At 64.8% G+C, this 25,470-nt stretch carries 20 protein-coding genes and 1 pseudogene; 8 read left to right on the forward strand and 13 right to left on the reverse strand.

Annotated features, from left to right (window positions below; translation table 11 throughout):
• Positions 1–9 precede the first annotated feature (9 nt).
• Complete coding sequence (locus tag KUF59_RS33815; RefSeq protein ID WP_212458858.1) at positions 10–1,017, forward strand: polyprenyl synthetase family protein; 1,008 nt, start codon at positions 10–12, stop codon at positions 1,015–1,017.
• A gap of 264 nt (positions 1,018–1,281) precedes the next feature.
• Here KUF59_RS33815 and KUF59_RS33820 read toward each other — a convergent pair whose 3' ends face one another.
• The 3 genes from KUF59_RS33820 to KUF59_RS33830 all read right to left on the reverse strand — a co-directional run bounded on the left by KUF59_RS33820 (position 1,282) and on the right by KUF59_RS33830 (position 5,916).
• On the reverse strand, positions 1,282–2,166 hold the full coding sequence (locus KUF59_RS33820) for a 4-(cytidine 5'-diphospho)-2-C-methyl-D-erythritol kinase (RefSeq protein ID WP_212458859.1): 885 nt from the start codon (positions 2,164–2,166) through the stop codon (positions 1,282–1,284).
• A gap of 27 nt (positions 2,167–2,193) precedes the next feature.
• The gene (locus tag KUF59_RS33825) at positions 2,194–3,987 is read right to left on the reverse strand and encodes a tetratricopeptide repeat protein (protein ID WP_212458860.1); all 1,794 of its coding nucleotides are present in this window, start codon (positions 3,985–3,987) and stop codon (positions 2,194–2,196) included.
• 267 nt (positions 3,988–4,254) lie between these two features.
• Positions 4,255–5,916 carry an electron transfer flavoprotein-ubiquinone oxidoreductase gene (locus tag KUF59_RS33830; protein ID WP_258767592.1) on the reverse strand — a complete coding sequence of 554 codons (1,662 nt, stop codon included), beginning with the start codon at positions 5,914–5,916 and terminating at the stop codon, positions 4,255–4,257.
• 136 nt (positions 5,917–6,052) lie between these two features.
• Here KUF59_RS33830 and KUF59_RS33835 point away from each other — a divergent pair, with 136 nt between their 5' ends.
• Positions 6,053–6,883 (forward strand): uracil-DNA glycosylase, encoded by an 831-nt coding sequence (locus KUF59_RS33835; protein WP_212458862.1) that lies wholly within the window; start codon positions 6,053–6,055, stop codon positions 6,881–6,883.
• A gap of 2 nt (positions 6,884–6,885) precedes the next feature.
• Here the strand turns inward: KUF59_RS33835 and KUF59_RS33840 are convergent, their stop codons facing one another.
• The 3 genes from KUF59_RS33840 to KUF59_RS33850 all read right to left on the reverse strand — a co-directional run bounded on the left by KUF59_RS33840 (position 6,886) and on the right by KUF59_RS33850 (position 10,703).
• The gene (locus KUF59_RS33840) at positions 6,886–8,394 is read right to left on the reverse strand and encodes a glycosyltransferase family 39 protein (protein ID WP_258767593.1); all 1,509 of its coding nucleotides are present in this window, start codon (positions 8,392–8,394) and stop codon (positions 6,886–6,888) included.
• Between the two features lie 103 nt (positions 8,395–8,497).
• A complete protein-coding gene (locus KUF59_RS33845) occupies positions 8,498–9,298 on the reverse strand; it encodes a ribonuclease HII (RefSeq protein WP_258767594.1) in 801 nt (266 codons plus the stop codon).
• Between the two features lie 229 nt (positions 9,299–9,527).
• Positions 9,528–10,703, reverse strand: a complete 1,176-nt coding sequence (locus KUF59_RS33850; protein ID WP_258767595.1) for a PA0069 family radical SAM protein — start codon at positions 10,701–10,703, stop codon at positions 9,528–9,530.
• Positions 10,704–10,912: 209 nt separating this feature from the next.
• On the opposite strand from KUF59_RS33850, the pseudogene KUF59_RS33855 reads away from it, so the two are divergent.
• Positions 10,913–13,299, forward strand: a pseudogene (locus tag KUF59_RS33855) (phosphoketolase family protein).
• A gap of 93 nt (positions 13,300–13,392) precedes the next feature.
• Here KUF59_RS33855 and KUF59_RS33860 read toward each other — a convergent pair.
• Positions 13,393–14,238: an adenylate/guanylate cyclase domain-containing protein gene (locus KUF59_RS33860; RefSeq protein ID WP_258767596.1), complete on the reverse strand. Its 846-nt coding sequence runs from the start codon at positions 14,236–14,238 to the stop codon at positions 13,393–13,395.
• Positions 14,239–14,312: 74 nt separating this feature from the next.
• Complete coding sequence (locus tag KUF59_RS33865; protein ID WP_408918048.1) at positions 14,313–15,152, reverse strand: RMD1 family protein; 840 nt, start codon at positions 15,150–15,152, stop codon at positions 14,313–14,315.
• A 321-nt stretch (positions 15,153–15,473) separates the two neighbouring features.
• Here KUF59_RS33865 and KUF59_RS33870 point away from each other — a divergent pair, with 321 nt between their 5' ends.
• Both KUF59_RS33870 and KUF59_RS33875 read left to right on the forward strand, forming a co-directional pair.
• Positions 15,474–16,043 (forward strand): glycosyltransferase family protein, encoded by a 570-nt coding sequence (locus KUF59_RS33870; RefSeq protein WP_258767597.1) that lies wholly within the window; start codon positions 15,474–15,476, stop codon positions 16,041–16,043.
• Positions 16,044–16,108: 65 nt separating this feature from the next.
• Positions 16,109–17,083 (forward strand): bifunctional helix-turn-helix transcriptional regulator/GNAT family N-acetyltransferase, encoded by a 975-nt coding sequence (locus tag KUF59_RS33875; protein ID WP_258767598.1) that lies wholly within the window; start codon positions 16,109–16,111, stop codon positions 17,081–17,083.
• Positions 17,084–17,411: 328 nt separating this feature from the next.
• Here KUF59_RS33875 and moaB read toward each other — a convergent pair whose 3' ends face one another.
• Together moaB and ypfJ are read right to left on the reverse strand one after the other, a co-directional pair.
• Positions 17,412–17,975, reverse strand: a complete 564-nt coding sequence (gene moaB, locus KUF59_RS33880) for a molybdenum cofactor biosynthesis protein B (RefSeq protein ID WP_212458871.1) — start codon at positions 17,973–17,975, stop codon at positions 17,412–17,414.
• Positions 17,976–18,111: 136 nt separating this feature from the next.
• The gene (gene ypfJ, locus KUF59_RS33885; protein WP_258767599.1) at positions 18,112–19,056 is read right to left on the reverse strand and encodes a KPN_02809 family neutral zinc metallopeptidase; all 945 of its coding nucleotides are present in this window, start codon (positions 19,054–19,056) and stop codon (positions 18,112–18,114) included.
• A gap of 419 nt (positions 19,057–19,475) precedes the next feature.
• On the opposite strand from ypfJ, the gene KUF59_RS33890 reads away from it, so the two are divergent.
• Positions 19,476–20,606 carry a site-specific DNA-methyltransferase gene (locus KUF59_RS33890; protein ID WP_258767600.1) on the forward strand — a complete coding sequence of 377 codons (1,131 nt, stop codon included), beginning with the start codon at positions 19,476–19,478 and terminating at the stop codon, positions 20,604–20,606.
• An 8-nt stretch (positions 20,607–20,614) separates the two neighbouring features.
• On the opposite strand, the gene KUF59_RS33895 is transcribed toward KUF59_RS33890, so the two are convergent.
• On the reverse strand, positions 20,615–21,514 hold the full coding sequence (locus KUF59_RS33895) for a hypothetical protein (RefSeq protein ID WP_258767601.1): 900 nt from the start codon (positions 21,512–21,514) through the stop codon (positions 20,615–20,617).
• A gap of 196 nt (positions 21,515–21,710) precedes the next feature.
• Positions 21,711–23,444, reverse strand: a complete 1,734-nt coding sequence (locus tag KUF59_RS33900) for an EF-hand domain-containing protein (protein WP_258767602.1) — start codon at positions 23,442–23,444, stop codon at positions 21,711–21,713.
• A gap of 365 nt (positions 23,445–23,809) precedes the next feature.
• On the opposite strand from KUF59_RS33900, the gene KUF59_RS33905 reads away from it, so the two are divergent.
• Both KUF59_RS33905 and KUF59_RS33910 read left to right on the forward strand, forming a co-directional pair.
• A complete protein-coding gene (locus KUF59_RS33905) occupies positions 23,810–24,136 on the forward strand; it encodes a hypothetical protein (RefSeq protein ID WP_258767603.1) in 327 nt (108 codons plus the stop codon).
• Positions 24,137–24,272: 136 nt separating this feature from the next.
• Positions 24,273–24,959: a glutathione S-transferase family protein gene (locus KUF59_RS33910; RefSeq protein ID WP_258767604.1), complete on the forward strand. Its 687-nt coding sequence runs from the start codon at positions 24,273–24,275 to the stop codon at positions 24,957–24,959.
• 53 nt (positions 24,960–25,012) lie between these two features.
• Here the strand turns inward: KUF59_RS33910 and KUF59_RS33915 are convergent, their stop codons facing one another.
• Positions 25,013–25,456, reverse strand: coding sequence for a nuclear transport factor 2 family protein (locus tag KUF59_RS33915; RefSeq protein WP_258767605.1), 444 nt, complete (start codon positions 25,454–25,456; stop codon positions 25,013–25,015).
• Positions 25,457–25,470 lie beyond the last annotated feature (14 nt).

The following is a 25,470-nucleotide window of genomic DNA, read 5'->3' on the forward strand; positions in this document are numbered from 1 at the left end:
GAGACCGGCGTGGCCGTAATCGTACCTTTCGAAACTCCCGGCGCGTCGATCGAAGAGCTGGTTGCCCTTGTCGCCCCTGACATGGAGCGCGTCAACGCGACGATCCTGTCGCGCACCGGCTCCGACGTGACCATGATCCCGGAAGTGGCCAACCACCTCATCTCCTCAGGTGGCAAGCGGCTGCGGCCGATGCTGACGCTCGCCATGGCCAACCTCGCCGGCTACACCGGCGACGGCCATATCAAGCTCGCCGCGTCCGTGGAGTTCATGCATACCGCCACACTGCTGCATGACGACGTCGTCGACGAGAGTGAGATGCGGCGCGGCAAGCTGTCGGCGCGCATGCTGTGGGGCAACGAGGCGAGCGTGCTGGTCGGCGACTTCCTGCTCGGCCAGGCGTTTCGCATGATGGTCGAGGTCGGCTCGCTGCGCGCGCTCGACATTCTCTCGGCTGCGGCCGCCACCATCGCCGAGGGTGAGGTGATGCAGCTTGCGGCCGCAAAGAACACCGCGACCACCGAGGACGAATATCTCGCCGTGATCCGCGCCAAGACCGCGGAATTGTTCGCGGCTGCCTGCGAGGTCGGCCCCGTCATCGCCAACCGCCCGAAGGCGGAGCAGACCGCCTGCCGATCCGTCGGCATGAATCTCGGCATCGCCTTCCAGCTCGTCGACGACGTGCTCGACTATGGCGGCAAGAGCGCAAAGCTCGGCAAGAACACCGGCGACGATTTCCGCGAGGGCAAGATCACCCTCCCCGTGGTGCTCGCCTTCCGCCGCGGCAATGACGCCGAGCGCGCCTTCTGGATCCGCGCGCTGGAGCGCGGCGAAATCGGCGACGCCGACCTCGACCACGCGATCGGGCTGATGAACAAGCACCGCGCCCTCGAAGACACGCTCAGCCGCGCCCAGCACTACGGCGCCATGGCGGTCGATGCGCTCGCGCTGTTCCCGTCCTCGCCGATGAAGAGCGCGCTGGAGCAGGTGGTGGCGTTCTGTTTGGCCAGGTCGCATTAGGCCGTCGAAAAGTCAGCAACCCTGTCGATCCAAACTCCGCTATCATGCTCCGCGACCCGGCTACGCCAAGGCTTCGCCGGGGTTTGCGGTCGTGGGGCGCCGAAGCTTTAGCGTAGGCGGCAAGCGGGGCATCCAGTATTCCAGAGGTTTCGCGAGTCATCACAACCGCCGCGGCGTACTGGATCGCCCGGTCGAGAGCCGGGCGATGACAGCGGTGTGTTGGCGCGCGCCTTCTCAACGTCGTCGCGCGACGAAGACTGAGCCTCAGCTCAACGTCCCCGAATGCACCCACCAGCCGGGTTGCTCGTGCCTGATCTTTTCGGCGGCACGGCGGGCATCCGCGGTGTTCTCGTAGATTGCAAAACACGTCGCGCCCGAGCCCGACATTCGCGCGAGCCAGGCGCCGTTGGTGGCGTTGAGCGCCGAGATTACCTCGCCGATCACAGGCTGAACGCGGGTCGCCGGCTCTTCCAGATCGTTCGAGCTCGTGGCGAGCGCTTCAACCCAGTCTTCGAGCGAGCCGCCGGCATCCGGCCAGGACGGCGACCGGAGCACATCGGTTGCGCCAACGAGCAGCTCGCCATTGCGCAAGCCGAGTGCGGCGAAAACATCCTTGGTCGCGACCGCAAGACGCGGATTGACCATGACGCAAGGCATCGTCGGCACGCTCAGCGGCAGAAGCTGCTCGCCGACGCCGGTCATGTCGCAGGCGCGCGAGACCAGGCACACCGGGACGTCGGCGCCGGTTGCGAGTGCAACCTCCTGAATCCTGACATCGTCGAGCGAAAGGCCGTTGAGGCGCGCGAGCAGCCGGAGCGCTGCGGCAGCATCCGCCGAGCCGCCACCGATTCCGGCCGCCACCGGCAGCACCTTGTCGAGCGAGAAGGCGCCGACCTTGAGGCCCGGCACCGCGTCGGCCAAAAGCCTTGCCGCCTTGAGCACGAGATTATCAGCGGTCTCGCCGCAGAACGACGCGAGCGGTCCCGTGGTGGTGAGCTTCAACTCCGCGCCCGGGTCGAGCGTGAGACGATCGGCGCAGTCGGCGAACGCGACCACGCTTTCCAGATCATGATAGCCGTCGGTGCGACGGCCGATGACGCGAAGGCTCAGATTGACCTTCGCGCGCCCCTCTTCAATCAACGCCGGCATTGGCGATTGCCCCCAAACACTTTTTGATCAGCCGCCCTTGCCGTCGTCCTTCTTCTTCTCGGCCTGCGCCGCGGACGGGTTGGAATCCTCAGCCAGTCCGTTCGCAATCTTGGCCTCGATCTTCGGCAGATCATCCGGCTCGGGCTTGAGATCGCGGGCGTGCGACCACTGGAACTTGGCCTCCAGCGTCCGGCCGACGCGCCAATAGGCATCGCCGAGATGGTCGTTGATGGTGGGATCCTCGGGCTTGAGGTCGATCGCGCGCTCGAGGTTCTTCACCGCTTCCTCGTAATTGCCGATGCGGTAGTAAGCCCAACCAAGAGAATCCACGATGTAGCCGTCGTCCGGGCGCTGCTCGACGGCGCGCTTGATCATCTTCATGCCGTCGTCGAGGTTGACACCCTGGTCGATCCAGGAATAGCCGAGATAGTTGAGGACATGCGGCTGGTCCGGCTGCAGCTCGAGCGCCTTCTTCATGTCGGCTTCGGCCTTGCCCCACTGCTTGGAGCGCTCCTGGCAGATGCCGCGATAATAGTACCAGACGCTGTTGGCCTTGTCGTTGCCGGCCGGCAGCACGTCGATGCCGCGCGAATAGGTCGCGCCGCAATCGCCGAACTTCTTGCGGCCGCGTTCGATATTGCCGAGCGCCATGATGGCCTCGAGATCCTTGGGATCGTCGGTGACGACGCCCTTGAGGATCTTGATCGCGTCGTCGGTGCGGTCGGCGGAATCGAGATCGACTGCGAGCTGGATCTGCGCGTTGCGCTTCAGCGGCGAGTTGGCCGGCACGCGCTCGTAGACCTTGATCGCCATCTGCGGCCGCTTCACCGATTCGTAGAGATCGGCGAGCGAGAGCAGCGCCAAGGGATGGCTGGGCTGGAGGTAGAGCGCGAGCTGGAGATAGACCAGCGCCAGATCCTCGCCACCACGGCGGGTCAGCGTGGCGCCGATGCCGTAGAGCGCTTCGGCGGCACCTGCCTGTGCGGAGTCGATCAGCGGCGGCAGCTTCTTGCCGGCTTTGGTCTCGCGCAGGCCTTCCTGGATCAGCGGATGGCGGGCGAGCTTCTTGTCGAACGCCTGATAGACGGCCGTGGCGGAGGCGGAATCCTTGTTGCGCGACAGCCAGCGCGCATAGGCCTCGCTGATGCGCAGCATGGAATCGTCGAGCTTGTAGGCGCGCTCGAAGCGGGCGCCGGCATCCTTCTCCTTGCCGGACAGCTCGAGGATCATGCCGGCGTGGAGGTCCTTGAACAGCGGATACCATTCGGGCCCGGTCAGCTTGTCGATGGTCGCGACGCCACCCTTGGCATCGCCGGCGCCATAGGAAGCCCAGCCCGACAACAGGGTCGCGACCAGATCGGTGATGGGTCCGCGGATCGACTGGCTGATGTTGGTCTGCGCGGCTGCGTATTTCTTCACCTTCAGATCGTGCACGCCGACGACGAGGCGCGCGACGCGGTTCGACTTGTCGATGGTGAGGATGCGCTCGGCGAGCTTGACCGCTTCCTCGATGTCACCGTCGGCGATCAATGAGATGAAGGCGCGGTCGAGCAGCTCGTTGTTCTTGGGATCGGTGCGCAGCGCGGAGCGATAGAAGGCGGCCGCCGACGACGCATCGCGCTCGACGCTGGCATGGCGGGCGGCGAGATAGCTGCCGGCGCCAGTCAGCGACTTCAGATCGTTTCGGGTCGGAAACTGTGCCGCAGTGTCCGCCGGATGATCCGGCGTCTGCGCCAGGACCGCGCCGGGGACCGCCACGAGAGCGGAGCCAGCGAGGGCCAGGGCGGCAACAGTCCAGCGGTTGAAACGATTTGAAAACATCAGGGCTCGCCTTGAGTTTGGGAGTAAGGGGTCGTCTCGCATGCGAACGCGACCGGCGGCATGGGACCCGGAACCATCATGGCCCGGAACAATGCCGCTTTTGGGCCGCATCCGCAAGGATTCGGCAGAGAATCGGGAGGCGATTTGCCCTACGCCCCCGGTCGGCCAACTGCCCGCCCCAAAACGATTTTACTGTGGCCTTATCGTGACCGGGACGGCCCATTGCCGTCCCCTGCTCACGCGAACGTGCGTCACATTGCCCGGTCGTTACATGGCCTCGTAGTTCGGCCCGCCGCCGCCCTCGGGCGGAACCCAGGTGATGTTGCCGTTCGGGTCCTTGACGTCGCAGGTTTTGCAATGGACGCAATTCTGGGCGTTGATCTGGAAGCGCGGAGCCGCGCCCTCCTCCACCCATTCATAGACGCCAGCCGGGCAATAGCGGTTCGAGGGACCGGCGAAGACGTCGTGCTCCGAGACCTTCTGCAGGTTCATGTCCGCAACCTTGAGATGGACCGGCTGGTCCTCTTCATGATTGGTGTTGGACAGGAATACCGACGACAGCTTGTCGAACGAGATTTTTCCGTCCGGCTTCGGATACGCCTTTGGCGTGTGCGTGCTGGCGGCGTCGAGCGTGGCGCGATCGGCCTTGGCGTGCGACTGGGTGCCGAACAGCGAGGCGCCGAAAAGCGTGTTGCACCACATGTCGAAGATGCCGAGCCCGGCGCCGATGAAGGTGCCGAACTTCGACAACAGCGGTTTTGCGTTGCGGACGGGATAAAGGTCCTTGCCGACGACGGAATCGCGCCAGGCGTTCTCGTATTCGACGAGCTCGTCATTGGCGCGGCCGGCGCCGAGCGCGGCGTTGACATGCTCGGCAGCTAACATGCCGGTGCCCATCGCATTGTGCACGCCCTTGATGCGCGGCACGTTGACGAAGCCCGCCGCGCAGCCGATCAGCGCGCCGCCGGGGAAGCTCAGCCGCGGCACCGACTGGTAGCCGCCTTCGGTGATGGCGCGCGCGCCGTAAGCCAGCCGCTTGCCGCCTTCGAGCGTAGCGCGCACTGCCGGATGGTTCTTGACCCGCTGGAATTCGTCGAACGGCGACAGATAGGGGTCGTTGTAGTTGAGGTGGACGACGAAGCCGATCGACACCAGGTTTTCGTCGTAATGGTAGAAGAACAGACCACCGCCGGTGTCGTTCTTGAGCGGCCAGCCGACGGCGTGCTGGACCAGACCCTTCTGATGCTTGGCCGGATCGATCTGCCAGACTTCCTTCAGGCCGATGCCGAACTTCGGCGGCTCGCTCTTGGCGTCGAGCGCGTATTTCGCGATGAGCTGCTTGGACAGGCTGCCGCGCGCGCCTTCGGCGAACAGCGTGTACTTGCCGAGCAATTCCATGCCGCGGGTAAAGGAGTCCTTCGGCTTGCCGTCCCTGCCGATGCCCATGTCGCCGGTGGCGATGCCGCGCACCGCGCCGTTGTCGTCATAGAGCACCTCGGCCGCGGCAAAGCCCGGATAGATCTCGACGCCGAGCGCTTCCGCCTTGCGCGCCAGCCAGCGGCAGACATTGCCGAGCGAGCCGATATAGCAGTGATGATTGTTCATCAGCGGCGGCATGATGAAGTTCGGCAGCTTGATCGCGCTGGTCTCGGTGAACCAGAAGAAGCGATCGTCCTTCACCTGGGTCTTGAGCGAGCAATCCGCATCCTCGCGCCAGTCGGGGAAGAGCTTGTCCAGCCCCGCGGGATCGATCACGGCGCCCGAGAGAATGTGCGCGCCGACCTCAGAACCCTTCTCCACCACGACGACGTTGAGATCGGCGTTGAGCTGCTTCAGCCGGATCGCGGCCGACAGGCCCGAGGGGCCGGCGCCGACGATGACGACGTCGAATTCCATGGATTCGCGCGGGGGAAGTTCTTCGGTGCTCATCTGATCTCAGCCCTTGAGACGGTTCCTTGGTCGTTTGCGCCCCCTTGTTTCCGATTTTTCCGGGTAGGACAACCTCGGAATTGCGTTCCGCTGGGATGCAAGGAGGCTCAAGGTGATATAAAAGTCAGACTTTCCCATGATCCAAGAACCCGCCCCCACCGTCCGCGAGCTCCTTGCCTTCTATCTGGAGGCCGGCGTCGATTGCGCGCTGGTGGAGGAACCGGTCGATCGCCTGGCCGAGGCGGATGCGCCGCCGCCGGTGACGCGCGCGGCACCACCGCTGGTCCAGACGCCGGGGCTGGCGGAGGCACCGCGACCAGTTGCAGCGCCCGCGGTGATCCGTGGCGAGGCGGCGCCCGCGCCCGACGTCGCGATCGCGACCGCGCGCGAGGCGGCACGCACCGCGCCAACGCTCGAGGCATTGCGCGAGCTGATGCAGAATTTTGACGGCTGCGCGCTGAAGAACACCGCGACGCGGCTGGTGTTCGCCGACGGCAACCCGCAGGCGCGCATCATGTTCGTCGGCGAGGCACCGGGACGCGATGAGGATATCGAGGGACTGCCCTTCGTGGGGCGCAGCGGTAAACTGCTCGACCGCATGATCGGCGCGATCGGGCTCAACCGCACCACCGCCTATATCGCCAACGTCATTCCGTGGCGGCCGCCCGGCAACCGCACGCCGACGCCGCAGGAAACGCAGATCTGCCTGCCCTTCATCCAGCGCCAGATCGAGCTCGTGAATCCCGATTTGCTGGTGACGCTCGGCAATCCCTCGACGCAGACGCTGCTGTCGACGCGCGAAGGCATCATGCGCACGCGCGGCCGCTGGTTCGACTACGACACCGGCCAGCGCGTCATCCGCGCGCTGCCGACGTTCCACCCGGCCTATCTGCTGCGCTCACCGGCCTACAAGCGGCTTGCCTGGCAGGACCTGCGCGCGATTGCAAAAGCGCTGGCGCCGGCCTGACCTCACGTCCCCTTCGGCCGCACGATCGCCCAGCCGATGCGCAACAATCCCTGGCGGCCGTTGACCAGCCATTCGAAGGCGCGCGGCACTTCCGGCACGATGCCGGGAAAACGCTTTGCGATGTCGGGCGGCGGGGTGCCGGCGGTGTCGGAGGCGCGCCAGACCACGACGCCGCCGGTCTCGGCGAACTTGGCCTGCGATATCCACGGCGTACGCTGGGGCTCGGCATCGATGAGCAGATGCGGACGTCCGGAATGCAGTGCGATCAGGCTTGCGAGCTGCGTCTCGCCGGCGACCGCGCGCAATGGCTTATTGGTGCGGCGGACAAAGCTGTCGTCGAAGAAATCGGAGATGGCGCGCGCCGGCATCGCGGTGGTGACCTCGCCGGTGCCGGTCCAGGGCAGGAGCAAGGTCGTCGCCACGACGGCGGCAGCCGGCGCCGCAACCGCGGCCGCCCACACCGTCCGCAGGACCCGCTGACGCCGCATCGCGATCAGGTCGCCGGCCGCGACGATCACGGCAAGACCGGACATGACCAGGGCGACCCCGGCGCCGCCGATGACGCGGTCGAGCCCGAACAGGCCGGAGATGACCACCGCGGCGAGGCCCGGCGCGAGCGCAAAGAAATAGACGAAGTTACGCGCCAGAGGCCCGACCGGCGGGCGATAGATAATCGGCGCTTCCTCGCCCTTGGCCGCGAACCAGTTGCTGTTGAGCACGGCAAGACCGAGCACGGCGGCTGCACCCAGAACAAGGCTGCCGAGCAGCCACGCAGTGTTCAGCCCTCGCGCATTCAGCTCAGTGAGTTGCGGCAAGGCCGGCAGTACGAGCACGTCGGCCCGGATCACCCAGATCATATAGGGCAGCGCCAGCACCGCGACCACGAGCAGCGCATAAAGCGGATCGAGCGCGCGCAGCGTCTGGCGGCCGCCCGCAGTTGCGAGCGCGAAGACCACCAGCAGAAGCAGCAGCCCGACCGCGGCCGATGTCGTCAGCAGCAAGAGCCCGGCGGCGATCGACCAGGCGAACCAGGCATTGCCGCGGCGCTGGCCGATCAATTGCCAGGAATGCAGCAGCAGCAGCGCCCATAGCGGGCGCGCCAGCACCAGCGGACCGAATTCCAGCGTCGGCGAGGAGAACGCCAGCACGGTCATGCTCAGGAGCACCGCGAGCACCGCCTGCTGGGTGCCGACCACCGCGCGCGCCAGATGATAGAGCGTGATGAAGGTCGCGATGGAACAGAGCTCGGCCAGGACGTAAACGCCGAACATGTGGCCGCCCGCGGCACGATAGGCGATGTCGGCGAGCCAGAAGGCGAGCGGCGGGCCGAGATCGGTGCCGACCTGGTATTCGCGGCCGAATGCCAGCAGGGTTGCGAGGTTGCCGGGCGGGCTGCGGTAGAAGACGAGCGCCACGAACAGCCAGAGCGCGGCCTGGAGCAGCACCACGATCCACACGACCAGCCGCGGCCGCGCGCGGATGAGCTCGATGACCAGGGAGGTAAACCGCATGCAACGCCCGAAAGATGCAGCCAACCCGTCGAAGCCGGCCCTATTCGCTCTCTTGTTTTGATAAAGCCCGCGGCGCGCCGTGGCAACCGGCCTCGCACGAAAGCTAAGGCGTGGCTGCCGCGTTGACCTCGGTGTGAACTTCGACCTGCACCTCTGCCTCCACCTCCGCCGCGAACAGGTCGGGCTCGCGCTCCACCGTCCAGGGCATGTGCTTTTCGCGCGCGGCGACGACCGGTGCGAAGAAGCTGCGGTGATGGATGGACGGGCCGAGACGATCGAGCGCGTCGAGATGCTCGGGGACGGCGTAACCCTTGTGCTGCTCGAAACCGTAGCCGGGGCAATCCTGCGCCAGCGCGCACATCAGCTGGTCGCGCGTCACTTTTGCGATGATGGAAGCCGCGGCGATCGATACCACGATGCCGTCCCCGCCGATCACGGCCTCGCACTCGCAAGCCGTGTCCAGCCGGTCGCGGCCATCGACGAAGACGTGCCGGGGCGCATCGGGCAGCGCGACCACTGCGCGCTTCAGCGCCCAGAGCGAGGCGCGCAAAATATTGTCGCGGTCGATCCGCGCCGGCGAGGCAATTGCAACCGAGACCTGGGCGGTGGCGCAGATCTTGTCGAACAGCTTTTCGCGCTCGTCCGCCGTCAGCCGCTTGGAATCGTCGATGCCCCTTGGAATCCGGTCGGGATCGAGGATCACGGCGGCCGCGACCACCGGACCCGCCAACGGACCGCGCCCGGCCTCGTCGCAGCCCGCGACCGGCCAGACCCCGCGCTTGATCAGCGCGCGCTCACGGCGAAAGCTCGGCCGCGCCACGGCGATGACGCCCCTGGCGGCCTTCTTCGGCGCGTCCTTGTTCGCCGCGTCCTTGGCTTTGCTGGCGGATTTGTCCCGAATCATGGCCGCGATCGTGCGCAAGCGGGACAGCCCGCGCAACCGGGAACCTGGGGCAATTCCCGTTATTCAGCCTCCAACGAGTCGTCCTGGACCAGCGAGCAAGCGAGCGCCGATCCAGGACCCATTACCCCAGGGAGTGGTTTGGCGAAGACTCGGGGTTATCGGCTCGCGCCACGACTGCTTCCTGGGGCAATGGGTCCTGGCTTTCGCCAGGACGACTACTAGGTGCCCCCTAGAACAAACTGAGCTGCTCGCCGTTCCGCTTCGGCCTCGCGAAATGATCCGTCGACAACTTCGCGCGCCGCTTGTTGAGCCCGAGCTTCTCGCAGGCGATCTCGAAACGGCGGCCGATGGTCCAGGCCATCGGGCCGGTGCCCTTCATCCGCTCGCCCCACTTCGCGTCGTAATCGCGACCGCCGCGCATGTCGCGGATCAGCGTGAAGACGTGGCGATAGCGGTCCGGATAGTTCGCCATCAGCCATTCGCGGAAGAGATCGCGAACCTCCAGCGGCAGGCGCAACAGCACGTAGGAGGCTTCCTTGACTCCGGCATGCGCGGCCGCGTCCAGGATGCGCTCGATCTCGGAATCGTTCAGCGCGGGGATCACAGGCGCGACCATGACGGTCGTGGGGATCCCGGCGTCGGACAACTGCTTCAGCGCCTCGAGCCGCTTCGGCGGCGTCGAGGCGCGCGGCTCCATGGTGCGCGCGAGCTTTGGGTCGAGCGTGGTGACGGAGAGTGCGACCTTGGCGAGGTTGCGCTTCGCCATCCGCGACAGGATGTCGATATCGCGCGTCACCAGCGCCGATTTGGTGACGATGCCGACGGGATGCGAGGTGCGCTCCAGCACCTCCAAAATGCCGCGCATGATCTTCCGCTCGCGCTCGATCGGCTGATAGGGATCGGTGTTGGTGCCGATCGCGATCATCCGCGGCTCGTAGCCGGGCGCCGCCAGTTCCTTCTCCAGCAGCGCCGGCGCCTCGGGCTTTGCGAACAGCTTTGACTCGAAATCGAGCCCCGGCGAGAGGCCGAGATAGGCGTGCGTCGGCCGCGCGAAGCAATAGACGCAGCCGTGCTCACAGCCGCGATAGGGATTGATCGAGCGGTCAAAACCGATGTCGGGCGAATCGTTGCGGGTGATCACCTTGCGCGAGGTGTCGAGCGCGACACTGGTCTTGAACGGCGGCAGCTCCTCCAGGCTCTGCCAGCCATCGTCGAAGGCGACGCGCGCCTCCGCCTCATAGCGGCCACTGGCGTTGGACTGCGCCCCCCGCCCTCGCCGGCGCTGGCGGTCGATTGCGACCTCCAACTCCGGAAATGCGGCAGGAAAATCAGACGGTGCACCCGCCGGCTCGGAGGGCGCCGTGACCGGCGGGTGCTTGAGGGCATGAGAGGATGCTCGACTCATGAAGCCAAGATAGCACGCGAAAGGAACAAATCAAGAACAAGAAACAAAAGCTCGAAACAACCCCATGCACAGTAGCCGCCCAAACTTTGCTCTGACGCCTTTGACCTCACGCAACACCGGCGTCACGGCCATCCCGTTTGATGGCGCCGCGGGATCGATTGGGGCGGAACAAGGTTAGTGACATCAGCTGGGTGAAGGTCAGCAGGCACATGACAAACCAACAACAATCGGGCGCCCCGAGCAACGAACTCGACCTCCTCGATCGCTACTGGCGGGCCGCCAATTACCTCTCGGTCGGCCAGATCTATCTCCTTGACAATCCGTTGCTGCGCGAGCCCCTGCGCAAGGAGCACGTCAAGCCGCGCCTGCTCGGTCATTGGGGCACGACGCCGGGGCTGAACTTCATCTATGCCCATCTCAACCGCGCGATCCGCACCCTGGACCTCGACATTCTCTATGTCTGCGGTCCCGGCCATGGCGGCCCCGGCATGGTCGCCAACACCTATCTCGAAGGCAGCTATAGCGAGATCTATCCGGACATCGCGCGCGACAAGGACGGATTGCGCAAGCTTTTCCGGCAGTTCTCCTTCCCCGGTGGCATCCCGAGCCATGCGGCGCCGGAGACGCCGGGCTCGATCCATGAAGGCGGCGAGCTCGGCTACGCGCTGGTGCATGCCTATGGCGCCGCGCTCGACAATCCCGACCTGATCGTCGCCTGCGTCGTCGGCGACGGCGAGGCCGAGACCGGCCCGCTCGCTGCCTCCTGGCAGTCGAACAAGTTCGTCAATCCTATCAATGACGGCGCGGTGCTGCCGATCCTGCATCTCAACGGCTACAAGATCGCCAACCCCACCGTGCTCGGCCGCATGCGCGACGACGAAATCCGCGATCTCTTTCGCGGGCTCGGCCACGAGCCGCTGTTCGTCGAGGGACACGAGCCTGCGCGGATGCACCGCACGATGGCCGACGCGCTCGACGTCGCCTTCGCCAGCATCCGCTCCATCCAGCAGCATGCGCGTAGCGCAAGCGAACCGATCGAACGGCCGCGCTGGCCGATGATCGTGCTGCGCAGCCCGAAGGGTTGGACCGGGCCGAAGGAGGTCGACGGCCTCAAGGTCGAGGGGTTTTGGCGAGCGCATCAGGTGCCGGTGGCGAACTGCCGGGAGAACCCCGCGCATCTGAAGGTGCTGGAAGATTGGATGCGGAGCTACGAGCCCGAAAAGCTGTTTGACGAACACGGTGCGCTGATCGGCGAATTGCAGGCCCTGGCGCCGAGCGGCGCACGCCGCATGGGCGCCAATCCGCACGCCAATGGCGGACTGCTGAAGCGCGAGCTCAAGCTGCCAGACTATCGCGACTATGCGGTTGCGGTGCGCGAGCCCGGCGCTGCGACCGCGGAAGCCACGCGCGAGCTCGGCAAATTCCTGCGCGACGTCGTCAAGCTCAACGCCGAGGCGCGCAATTTTCGCATCATGGGCCCGGACGAGACCGCCTCAAACCGGCTCGATGCCGTGTTCGAGGCGACCGAGCGTGTGTGGATGGAAGCGACAAGACCTTATGACGTCCATCTCGCCCAGGACGGCCGCGTCATGGAGGTGTTGAGCGAGCATCTCTGCCAGGGCTGGCTCGAAGGCTATCTCCTGACCGGGCGCCACGGCTTCTTCTCCTGCTATGAGGCCTTCATCCACATCGTGGATTCCATGTTCAACCAGCATGCCAAATGGCTGAAGGTTTCGCGCGAGCTCGCCTGGCGGCGTCCGATCGCCTCGCTCAACTATCTCCTGACCTCGCATGTCTGGCGCCAGGACCATAACGGCTTCAGCCACCAGGACCCCGGCTTCGTTGATCTCGTCGCCAACAAGAAGGCCGATATCGTGCGCATCTATTTTCCGCCGGACGCGAACACGCTGCTGTGGATCGGCGATCACTGCCTGCGCACCTACAATCGCATCAACGTCATCGTCGCGGGCAAGCAACCGGGGCCGCAATGGCTGTCGATGCAGGAGGCGGCGACGCATTGCGATGCCGGCATCGGCATCTGGAATTGGGCGGGCACCGAAGACGCCACCGGCGAGCCTGACGTCGTGATGGCCTGCGCCGGCGACGTGCCGACGCTGGAGACGCTGGCCGCCGTCGATCTCCTGCGCAAGGCGCTGCCCGATCTGAGGATTCGCGTCGTCAACGTCGTCGACCTGATGACGCTGCAACCGAAGGAGCAGCATCCGCACGGGCTAAGCGATCGCGACTTCGATGGCATCTTCACGCGCGACAACCGGTGATCTTCGCCTATCACGGCTATCCCTATCTGATCCATCGGCTGACCTATAAGCGCGCCAATCACGCCGGCATGCATGTGCGCGGTTTTGACGAGGAAGGCACGACAACGACGCCGTTCGACATGGTCGTGCTCAATAAATTGGACCGCTTTCATCTCGCGATCGAGGCGATCGAGCGCGTGCCCGGGCTCGCGGTGAAGGCCGCACACGTCAAGCAGCAATTCCGCGACGCACTGCTCAAGCATTCGGCTTACGTGCGCGAGCATGGCGAGGACATGCCTGAGATCCGCGACTGGATCTGGCCGTACGGTGCGGGGTGAACGACGCGGACTTAAAGCCCCGATGAGATCAAGACATCGGCCATGTTGGGGGCAACCTCTCGCCAGCGGGAAGAGGTGAAATGAACCCTCCGCTCAGTCCCGGGTCCCTCGGCGCCCCTCATCCCTGTCCGAAGCAGGTCCGTGCCGGAGCGTCCGCATGATGCCAAGGAAGAGCAGTGCTGCGACTGGCCAATGAAACCAGATTCTGTGCAGACCGGTGAAAACATTGATCAGAATCAGAAAGCCCGAAACCGTGAGCATGACCGCAATGGGGCGCGGCAGGGCCGCGAACCGATCCGCGATCGAGCTCATCCAGGTGGATGATTCGTATCGGCCGCGAATCCGTTGAGCGCCAGCTTCCGAGGCTGCAACTGCTTGAGCAGCAGAGCTTCCACTACCTTGCCCAACGGCCGGGCCGCCCACGGTCACGCGATAGGTGGTGACGGGGGCCACGTTCTTCATCTGTTGCTGGCCGAGACAGTCAAAGCCAACGGACAGCTTGTTGTGCACTTGATCGTAGACGGAAGCGGAGACCATGACGCCACCGGGCTCGGCGAGTTCTTGCAGCCGCGCCGCGATGTTGACCCCGTCACCAAAAATGTCGGAACCATCCACCATCACATCTCCGAGATTGACGCCGATGCGAAACCGCATCTGGCGCGCGTGAGGTGGGCCCGAATTCTGACTGGAAACTTCCTGCTGAATCTCGACCGCACATTGCACGGCCTCGACGACGCTGGCGAACTCGGCGATCACGGCATCGCCCCAAGTATTCACAATCCGCCCGTCGTGGCGATCCACCAGCCCTGCAATGGCAGTGCGGCAGCGGCGCAGCGCCTCCAGCGTGCCCGCTTCATCGGCTCCCATCAGGCGAGAATAGCCATGCACATCCGCGCACAGGACAGTGGTCAGCCGCCGTTTCATTTTGTCGTCGGTCATCGACCATATGGTAGCCTCACTGACCAACAAATGCATCAGGCATCGTCTGGCGTGACCGAAATTTATGACCTGGTCTAGTGAACTCCGCCAAAAATCTGGACGAGGCCGATCACGACCTCGATCACGATCAGCACGACAACAGCCACTTCGAGGCGAAGCGACCGCTGCGTGTCGATGATGTCGGTCAGCGCATTGGCGGTTTCGGAGATCGCGGTCAGCTTGCGCTCGAGCGTGTCGAGGCGCTCCTTCAGCTCGTACTCGTCTTCGAGGCGCGCATAGAGCCGGTCGAGCTCAGGCTTCTCCCAGAGCACATCTGGTTTTTCGGCGATCGCGACGCGGCCCGCGACGCGCTGCTGGACCAGGAGCGCATTGCCGATCAGTTGCAATATCCCCTTGCGCCGGCGCGGCGTGCGGCCGCGCTCGGCTAGCTCGCGCGCGAACGGCTCGATGACGTCGAAGACGGCGGCGACGCGGCGCTCGTCGCGCGCCAGCGACGTGCTCTTGGCGAGCGCGTCGGCGATCAGCAGCAGCCGGTCGTCGGAGAACTTGCTGAGGCAGATCGGCCCGCCGGGCTGGATCGCCTCCGCGCCTTCGTCATTGCAGAGCTGCGCGAGCGCAGTTTCTTCCTCGTATGGGCTGAGTTCGCCCGTCACGCGCGGCTTCAACGTATCGATGAGGACCTTCTCCTCCGACGGCAGCAGCCCGATCAGCACCACGACGCCATAGCGGAAGATCACGGCGAGGCCGGCGTGCACGCGGAACGCAACCGGCGCCGACGAGACGAGGCTTCCGATCTCGAGCCCCGACGGATTGATGCGGTCGCCGAGCATCAGCGCGCGGATGCGCAATGTCGGCGCGGCCTCCGGCTTCCCGGTGGGCATTGCGATGCCTGGCGCTGCTTGATCGGCACTCACGCGATGATCCTTCCTCGCGCGCCGGGCGCGGCCCGCGCATTCGTGACCATGACAGGTCGCGCCGAGAATGGCGCGCAACTCTTGCAGGAATGTGATCTCTGCGGCCGTCTCGGCGTCGGAGCGCGCTTCTCAATACGCGCATGCGCCCAAACATTCGGCAATAATACGGATAGTCCAAGACATGTTTGGCCGCGGCCGGCTGCATGGTTTACCATGCGGCCGGGCCGACCCGCTCCGACATTGCGCGAGGGCTGGGCCATGGTTATACGCTATAACAATCCAGAACGCCTTACCTACAGCTTGAGACACTGAAGCCTCATCATGCTGAGCGTCATCATTCCGACTGCAGGCGTCGAACAGCCGACGGTCGCAACTCTGGCCGCGCTGGTGCCAGGCGCCGCAGCCGGCCTGATCCGAGAAGTTCTCCTGGTCGACGGCACCCGTAACGGCGTGATCGAGCGCGTTGCGGACGTCGCCGGCTGCCGCTTCATCGGTTTCGAAGGCCCCCACGGCGCGGCACTCGCGGCCGGCGCGCTTCAGGCGCGTTCGCCCTGGCTGATGTTTTTGCACGCCGGAGCGGTACTGGAGTCCGGCTGGATCGACGAGACCACCCAGTTCATCCAGAACGTTTCGGCGAGCGGCAAGCCGCGGGCGGGCGTCTTCCGTTACGCGCGCTCGCCCTACGCCAGCGCCGGTCTGGGCGATGCCTTGCGCTTCCTGGCCCGGATCGTCCGTCCGCAGGGCGACCAGGGTCTCCTGATCGCACGGGACCATTACGACCGGCTCGGCGGCTATCCACCCCACGTGCGCCGCTCCGAGGCGCGACTGCTGCGGCGGCTCGGCCGCTCCTCCCGGACGCTGCTACGCAGCCGGATCGTCAAGATGGCGTGAGCGCGCCGAAAGATACTTGCCAAAGTCAAACAACTAATTGACAATGGCAATTATCGAGGTGCCCCATGTCTTCAGGCCATTCGTCTCAAACCCGTTCGTCAGCAAAAGCTGCGGCCAATCACGCGTCCGACGACCAGGTGTCGGCGGTGCGCGCCTTCAACCGCTTCTACACCCGCAAGCTCGGCGTGCTCGACCAGCAGCTCCTGAAGAGCCCGTTCTCGCTCAGCGAAGCGCGGGTGCTCTACGAGCTTGCCCATAGCGGCGAACTCTCGGCCAAGGAGATCGGAATCGAACTCGGGCTGGATGCCGGCTATCTCAGTCGCATCGTGCAGAATTTTGATGAAGCGGGGCTGATCCTGCGCAAGCCGCTTCCGACCGACCGCCGGCAATATCAGTTGAGCCTGACCGCGAAGGGCCGCCAGGCCTTTGCAAAGCTCGAGCGCACCTCGCAGGACGACATCGCCGCCATGCTGCGGCCGCTCTCCACTGAGGATCGCAAGCGCCTGACGGGTGCGATGGACACGGTCGAACGTCTCCTTGACATGCCGCGGTCGCCGGCGCCGGTGGCGACCTTGCGCGATCCGCGCCCGGGCGACATGGGCTGGGTGGTGCAGAGCCACGGCGCGTTCTATGCGAGCGAGTACGGCTTTGACGCGGGCTTCGAGGCGCTGGTCGCGGAGATCGTCGCCAAATACATGACCAGCTACGACGCCTCGCGCGAGCGCTGCTGGATCGCCGACATCGAGGGGCGTCCGGTCGGCTCGGTGTTCCTCGTCAAGGCGAGCGACGACGTCGCCAAGCTGCGCCTGCTGCTGCTCGATCCCGCCGCGCGCGGCCAGGGCCTCGGGCAACGGCTGGTCGCCGAATGCGTCGCCTTCGCCCGCGCCTGCGGCTATCGCCGCATGACGCTGTGGACGCAGAGCATCCTGACCGCCGCGCGAAAAATCTACGAGGATGCCGGCTTCAAGCTGGTCGCGACCGAACCACATCGCAGCTTTGGCCAGAACCTGATCGGCGAGACCTGGGAGCGCGACCTCTGATGCGCGAGCGGCACGATTGTCCGCGCCGCGTTAACGGAGAGCTGGTCGAGCTGTACAGGCGACGGGCGCAGAGGCTGCGGCGGGACGCGTGCCGGGATTTGTGGCAGGCGATGTGGCGGAGGCTGAGACGGAGTGCGTGACGCAGTCCAAGATGCGCGCCGTTCTTACCCTCCCCTGAAGGGGGAGGGTCGATCGCGCGCAGCGCGAGCGGGGTGGGGTGATCTCTCCACACGGGCACCGTTCGACGCGGAGGGACCGTCACCCCACCCCGTCTCACATTTCGCTGCGCTCTATGTGAGCCGACCCTCCCCCTCCAGGGCAGGGTAAGTCAAACCGTCGCGCCCTGCGCCTTCGGCCTCCGCAAATGCTCGTCCAACCGCGGCATGATCTCGACGAAATTGCAGGGGCGCGTGCGGTAGTCGAGCTGGGGTTTTAGGATGCCGTCCCAGCCGTCGCGGCAGGCTCCGGGGGAGCCGGGCAGGCAGAAGATGTAGGTGGCGCCCGCGACGCCGGCGGTGGCGCGGCTCTGGATCGTCGAGGTGCCGATCTTGGCGTGGCTCATCATGTGGAAGGCGATCGAAAAACCGTCCATGCGCTTTTCGAACAGCGGCTCGATCGCTTCCGGCGTGACGTCGCGCCCGGTAAAACCGGTGCCGCCGGTGGTGACCACCGCGTCGATGCCGGCATCCGCGATCCAGCGACGGATGACGGCTCTGATCGCCTCGACATCGTCGGTGACGATCTCGCGCGCGGCGAGATGATGCCCGGCCTCGACGATGCGGTCCGCGAGCGTCTGGCCGGACTTGTCGTCGGCGAGCGCGCGGGTGTCGGAGACCGTCAGCACCGCGATGTTGAGCGGGATGAATTGTTTTGACTCGTTGGTGGACGCCACGACCTCAGTCCTCCTTGCCCATCCTCCGACGTCATCCTGAGGTGCGCGCACTAAGCGCGCCTCGAAGGATGGGCCGGGGGCTCGTCATCCTTCGAGGCTCGCAAGGGCGAGCGCCTCAGGATGACGCTACGACCAACTACAGCGACCCGTTGCCAAACGTGTTGCAGGCCTGCACCGTGCCCTGCTGATAGCCGGTCATGAACCAGCGCTTGCGCTGCTCGGCCGAGCCGTGCGTGAAGGAATCGGGCACAACGCGCCCGGTCGCCTGGCGCTGCAGCGTGTCGTCGCCGATCGCGGTTGCAGTCCGCAGCGCGGCGTCGATGTCGCCGGGCTCGAGAAAGCCCGGACGCTTCTTCTCCTCGCGATTGACCCAGACGCCGGACAGGCAGTCGGCCTGAAGCTCCACCCTCACCTGCAAGGCGTTGGACTCGGCCTTGCTGCCGGCCTGCTGCTGCAGCCGCGTCACGCGCGGGATGATGCCGAGCAGGTTCTGGATGTGATGGCCGGCTTCATGCGCGATGATGTAGGCGGTCGTGAAGTTACACGCGGACTTGCCGGAGCAGCCGCGAAAACGCGTCTCGACCTCGCGGAAGAAACCGGTGTCGAGGAAGATGGTCTTGTCAGGCGGACAATAGAACGGCCCCATCGCCGACTGCGCCATGCCGCAGCGCCCGCCATTGGTGGCGTTGCGGAACAATACGATCTTCGGCCCGGTATAGTTCTGGCCGCTGGCCTGGAAGATCTCGCTCCAGCGATCGTCGATCTCGCCGAGGATGCCTGAGATCATGCTGCCCATCTCGTCGGTGGGCGCGCCGCGCTTGACCTGCCCCCCCGACGCCTGGCGATCGGTCTGGTAGCTCGGCGCCTGTCCGCCGCCGGTGAGGATCTCGGCGCCGCCGATCAGGATACGCGGATCGATGCCGAAGGCGTAGCCGAGCAGGCCAAGCACGATGATGGTGCCGATGCCGAGCCCGCCGCCGCCCATCGGAATGCCGAAACCGCCACCGCCTCCCATGCCGCCGCCACCATCATCGCGACGATCCTCGATATCGTCGCTGCGGCGGAAATCGTCGTAACGCATGGCGGGCTTCCCCTCTCAAATTCCATTCCGGGCACGCAAGGCGGCCCGGGCTACGCGCTCGGCGCAAAAACACTTAACGCGCCACACACGTAAAATTTCCATTCCGTTAATCAATATCCCGGTCGGCAAAAATTGCCTAGTGCGGCGACTTGTCGGTGGCAGCAATTTTTTCCTGCGATGCTGCAATATTTTCCGCATGAATCTGGCGGCGCAACCGGCCTCCACGAAGCATCGACCGCGCCATATGCCTTAAAATACAGAGGATGCGCACAATCTTGTGCGCGCGAGCACGCGCGCACAACCTCACCGGCAAGTTGATGAATTAAGTCGATTTTTACTTTGCCGGGTCAATGTAACGGCCAGTCGGTTGTTTGGTCCCGCGTCGCCGACAGCGTCGCCTGAGTCAGAGTTCTTGAGTCATGGTAGTGTCGCGTCGCGGGGCGTCTGCAAGGGCGCCCCGCACAAATTTTGAGTCCGCCTCGCACAGCATCGTCGTCGGCGATTGCGTCGCCGAGATGTCGAAGCTTCAGGCCGGTACGGTCGATCTGGTGTTCGCAGATCCGCCCTACAACCTCCAGCTCAAGGGCGATCTCAAGCGCCCCGACGAATCCCATGTCGATGCCGTCAACGACGCCTGGGACAAGTTCGATTCGTTCTCGGCGTATGACGATTTCACCCGCGCCTGGCTGCTCGCCTGCCGCCGCGTGATGAAACCGTCCGCCACGATCTGGGTGATCGGCTCCTATCACAATATCTTCCGCGTCGGCGCGATCATGCAGGACCTCGGCTTCTGGCTCCTGAACGATATCGTGTGGCGCAAGTCGAATCCGATGCCGAATTTCCGCGGCCGCCGTTTCACCAACGCGCATGAAACCATGATCTGGGCCGCGCGTGACGAAAAAGCCAAGGGCTACACCTTCAATTACGAAACGCTGAAGGCGGCCAACGAGGACGTGCAGGCACGTTCCGACTGGCTGATCCCGCTGTGCACCGGCGATGAACGCCTCAAGGGTGCAGACGGCAAGAAGGTTCATCCGACCCAGAAGCCGGAAGGCCTGCTCGCGCGGGTGCTGCTGTCGTCGTCAAAGCCCGGCGACCTCGTGATCGATCCCTTCAACGGCACCGGCACGACCGGCGCGGTCGCAAAACGTCTCGGCCGCTCCTATATCGGTTTCGAGCGTGAGCGGGTCTACGCGAAGGCGGCCGAAGAGCGCATCGCGGCGGTCGAACCGCTGCCGGACGAGAGCCTCGCTCCGTTCATGACCGCGCGCGAAGCGCCGCGCGTCGCGTTCTCCGAGCTGATCGAACGCGGCATGATCATGCCGGGCACAAAGCTGTTCGACGCCAAGAAGAAGCTCGGCGCGCTGGTTCGCGCCGACGGCGCCATCATGCTGGGCGACAAGGTCGGCTCGATCCACCGCATCGGCGCGGTGGCGCAAGGCTCGGCCGCCTGCAACGGCTGGACCTACTGGCACGTCGAGACCAAGAAGGGCCTCAAGCTGATCGACGAGCTGCGCGCGGAGATCCGCGCCGGCATGGGGGCGGAATAGGCGCACGGTTAGCGCTGCCGGCAGTTTGGCCCTCTTTCCCCGGTCTCCTCGACGATGACGCAGGAATCGCCGGGATCGCCATCGGGATAAGGCACACCCTTCGCGACGCGAAACGTCGCGTTCAGCGCGCTGTAGAGACCGGCCGGAAAACGTATCTTTCCAAGAACATTGAAATCCTCAGGTCGCGTCTCGGTCAGCAAGCCCTTCTCCAGCAGTTGCACGAGACCGGCTCGCGATGGAAGCACCTCGTACTTCGCTGCGGGCGCGCTCGCAACGACGGTCGAAGCGTCCATCTCAATCACGCCACCCGGAAAGAACCGCTCCATCTCGTCACGTGCCGAGCCCAGTGTGGCCCAATTGGTGACCTTGCCGGGATCGCGCAAGATCGTGAGCCTGCCCAGGAATTTCTGTTGGAGCAGCGACTGCTGATTGCTCTTGCTGTCAGTCTTGCCGGACGGGATGCTGTAGCTGCCGACCGAGTACATCGTTGCGACCGATTGCGGCAGTTTGCCTGTCGCATTCCGAACGGTGGCCGCGCTCTGGAGCGACCCGCTCGACGGCGCTTCGGTGAAGTAGGTGAGGCAGTCCGATCGGGCGAGGAATGTGATGCGGTCACGCGAAACGCCGGTGGCACCGACCAGCGGAGGTTGCTCCGCATCTTCGCTGTTCGGACCGGTGGTTGCGCTCGCCAGCACGACCCGCTCGATCCTGTCGACCGCTCCGCTGAATTGCCAGATTGCCGGACCGTGACTCGTAATCACAACGTAAAGCGGATTGCTTCCCGGCTCGACCACGACGCGGCCAGCAAAGATGTGATTATCCTGTGAGCCGATGGTTACGCCGGACAACGCATCCGTCTGATAGGAGCCCAAGAGCGCGACCTCGGCCACGTCGGACGCCTTTGGCATGGCACAAGCCGCCTGCTCGCCATCGCTCGCCTGCTGGATCTGAGCGGCGGGCGACGAGGTCGGTGACGCGGACGGCTGCGACCGGACAGGCGCCGAGACCGCGCACGCCAACGCGACCGTGCCGGCGATGGCTCGACACACACCCCGACAACCAAGCATGTTCATTGTTCCAAGAGAACCGCGATGAGAACCGCGATCAGCGGCATGCTCCGCCGCCCTTGCGTTCGCCCGTCTCTTCCAGGACGACGCAGGAATGGCCGGGATCGCCGTCGGGATACGGCGCCCCCCTCATGACCAGGAACGTGGCCGAGTGCGCTCCAGCGAGACCCGCCGGAAATCGTATCTTCTGGCGCACGATATATTCGCCGCTGCGGTTCTGGGTCAGCAGGCCCTTGGCCAGCAACTGAACGAGACCCGCCTGCGATGGCAACACCTCATAGGCAGCAACCGGAGCGCTGGCGACGACGGCGTTGGGATCTATCTCGATCACGCCTCCCGGGTAGAAGCGTTCCATCTCGTCACGGGCCCGGCTCGGCCCGGCCTGGACGATGACGTTGCTGAGATTGCCGATGATGTTGAGCGTCCCCTGGCTCTTCTGAATGATGAGCGGCTGCCGTTGGTCCCCGACTGATGCGATCTTGCCCGACGGGATGCTGAAGCTCGCGACCGAATATTTCGTCGCGACCACATCTGGCCGTTTGCCCGTTGCATTGTTGACGACGCCGGAGGCTTGCAGCGACGCACTCGACGGCGCCTCACTGAAATAGCTGAGGCAATTCGACCGAGAGAAGAACGTGATGCGGTCACGCGGGATTCCGGTGGCACCCACCAGCGACGGCTGACGTGCATCGCCGCTGTTCGGCCCGGTCCGGGAACTCGTCATCACCAGTCGCTCGACGCGTTCAACCGCCCCGCTGAATTGCCAGATGGTCGGACCGTAGCTCGCAATGACGACATAGAGCGGTTCGCTGCCCGGCTCGATCTCGACGCGGCCCGCATGCACCTCATTGTCCTGGGAGCCGATGGTCACGCTCGACAATGCATCGGTTTGATAGGCGCTCAAGAGCACGACCTTGGCCGTATCGGAGGCCTTCGGCAGGGCGCAAGCGGCCCGCTCGGCATCGAGTGCCTCTTGCTTCTTTCGAGCAATCTCGGCCTGCTCGGCCAGCCGCTTCTGTGCGGCCGCAGCCGCGTCGCTACGGACTTTTGCGTCGGGGGGCTCGGGCTTGCGGCGGTAGTCCGCCAGTTCCTGCTGCGAGACCTTGCCGTCATTGTCAGAATCGATCTTGCGGAACAGCGCCTCGCCCTCCGCCTGGTAGTCGGCAAGCGAGAGCTCGCCGGATGGCGCCAACTTCACCGCATCACTCGCGCGTCCGGACAGGCCGGCGCCCGCGAACGCGCGCGTCACGTCGGGACGGCTGGTATAGGACGCTTCCGCGATCGTCACCTTGCCATCCTTGTCGGCATCAAGGGCCATGACCGAACGGACGAGCCGTTCGATTTGCTCCTCGATCCCAAGCCCGGATGCATTGAGCCTGGAGAGCGCGAGCTGCCCCCTCATGTCGTATTTCGCGCCCCTGCGCGCCTCGTCTTCCGTGACCGCGCCGTCGCCATCGAGGTCATAGCGCAGCACGCCGGTCAGGGAGACCGTCCGCATCTGGATTTTCTCCATCAATGCATGAAGGTCCGCATCCTGTTGCGTGAGCTTGCCGTCGCCGTCGGCGTCGAGCTGAACGAACTGGTTCCGCAACTGGTCGAGGTAGCGATTGAGATCCATCCCCGCGTAGATTTGCGGGAGCAGGGTCTGGTCAGCTTGCGACAAGGGCGGCGGCGCGGCCGACGGCTGCTGCGACCACGCGGGAACCGAAACGGCGAACACCAGCGCAACCGTGCCGACGATAGTGCGGGTCAATCTCCGACCACGATGCATGTTCATCTCTCCAGGAGGCCGATGCCAATATGGAAGAGATGTATCTGATACAAGGTGCTACTTTTTGTTGAACGCGGAAGGGTAAATACTCCTTTGCCGCGCTGACACAATTTGCACTCGACGCGGCCCGCAGCCGGACACCGTATGTGTGCGATCTGGGAGGCGCGCCGGCATGGCAGCAGAATAGTCCAATCATTCAGACCTTGTAGGGTGGGCAAAGGCGCCCTTGCGCCGTGCCCACCACCTTCCTCGACCTATGCAGAAGTGGTGGGCACGCTCCGCTTTGCCCACCCTACGATACCTTGAACGCGACTGCCCTGAGGACTAGATTCACCCGATCAGCTCTCGTCTTGATGGGGCGAGCCATGCGACGCCAGTCCGAGTCACTGCTGCTCCTGCCGCTGCTGCCGATCTTCCTCGCCGGCATGTTTCCGATGCTGCTGATCGGCCTGCTGGGCTTTGCCGGCCTCGCGTTGTTCGGCGTGCTCCTGATCTGCACGGGGCTTGCAAGCGGGATCGAGGCGCGCGACGCCTATAGTCTCGACGTCATCACCCACGGCTATGCGAAGCGGTCGGAACGCGCCGTGCAGGCCTCCGATTTGCATGCGGCGACGCGGCTCGCCTGGATGCTGGAGGCCGCCGGCATCGCCGTGATCATCACTGCCGTCCTCGGCTTCCTCTATTTCGGCTGATCTGCGCGTAGCGCAGGACCCACTTCACCAATTCGTCGGTTGCGCCTGCCGCTTGCATTCGGGCAAGAGGATGACGCCTCGCGGCGCCGATGCCGCAACCAAAAGTCCGACAAACGAGAACTGGGGGATTTTTTTGATGCTCAAATTCTACTTCAACGGATCGCCGAACCCGACCAAGGTCGCGCTTTATCTGGAAGAGGCCGCCCTGCCCTTCGAGCCAGTGGCGATCGACACCCGCAGGGGCCAGCAGTTCACCCCCGACTTCCTCAAGATCAACCCGAACGCCAAAGTGCCTGCTATCGACGACGACGGCACGATCGTCTTCGATAGCAACGCCATCCTGCTCTATCTCGCCGAGACAACCGGCAAATTCCTGCCCGCCCCCGCCGTGCGTGGGCAGACGCTGTCCTGGCTGATGTTCGTCGCCACCGGCCTCGGCCCCTATTCCGGACAGGCCGTGCACTTCCGGCACTTTTCGCCGAAGGACCAGAACCACGACTACGCGCACAATCGCTATCAGTTCGAGGGACACCGCCACTACAAGGTGCTCGACGATCACCTCGCCAAGAACCGCTACATGGTCGGCGATGCCTATTCGATCGTCGACATGGCGCTGTGGGGCTGGGCCCGCATGGCGGCCTTCGTGCTCGGCGAGGATGCACCTAGCAAGTATCCGAACGTCAAGCGGCTGGTCGACGAGATCTCTGCGCGCCCTGCCGCCGCACGCGCCATCGCGCTGAAGGACAAGTTCACCTTCAAGGCCGAGATGGACGACGAGGCCCGCGGCAACATGTTCAAGCACATGACGACCAAAGTGGCTTGATCGGCCACCCACGTTCCGGGGCCACGCAAGTGCGCCCCGGAACGACGACAAGCTTATGCGACCGCCGATGTCTCCGCTTGCGGAAACGGCCCGAGCGCCTTCTCGGTCAGGATCGAGTCGCAATATTCCCTGATCTCCTTGATCTTGCCGTCCTCGATCCGGAACACCAGGCAGTAGTCGTTGTCGTAGCGGGCGCCCTCCTTGGTGACGTTGTCGCCCTTGGCCTCGACCACGACGATGTCGCCGTCGGCGATGAAGCGGTGGGCGACGGTGCGTGTGCGGTCGACGAGACGCGTGCGGACGTGACCGTGCAAATCGTTGAGGATGGACTCCTTGCCCGCGAAGGTGCGCGACCAGGAATATTGGCCGGTCACGACCCATCTGGCGTCGTCGGCGAGGCTTGCCGCGAACAGCGCGCGGTCGCGCGCGGCCGGGTCGGGATTGGCAGCGGCGGCAAAGATATCCTGCATCAGTTTCTTGTTGGTTGCAGTGCTCATGTCTCTTGCTCCGT

The sequence above is a fragment of the Bradyrhizobium arachidis genome, assembly GCF_024758505.1.
GTDB lineage: Bacteria > Pseudomonadota > Alphaproteobacteria > Rhizobiales > Xanthobacteraceae > Bradyrhizobium > Bradyrhizobium manausense_C.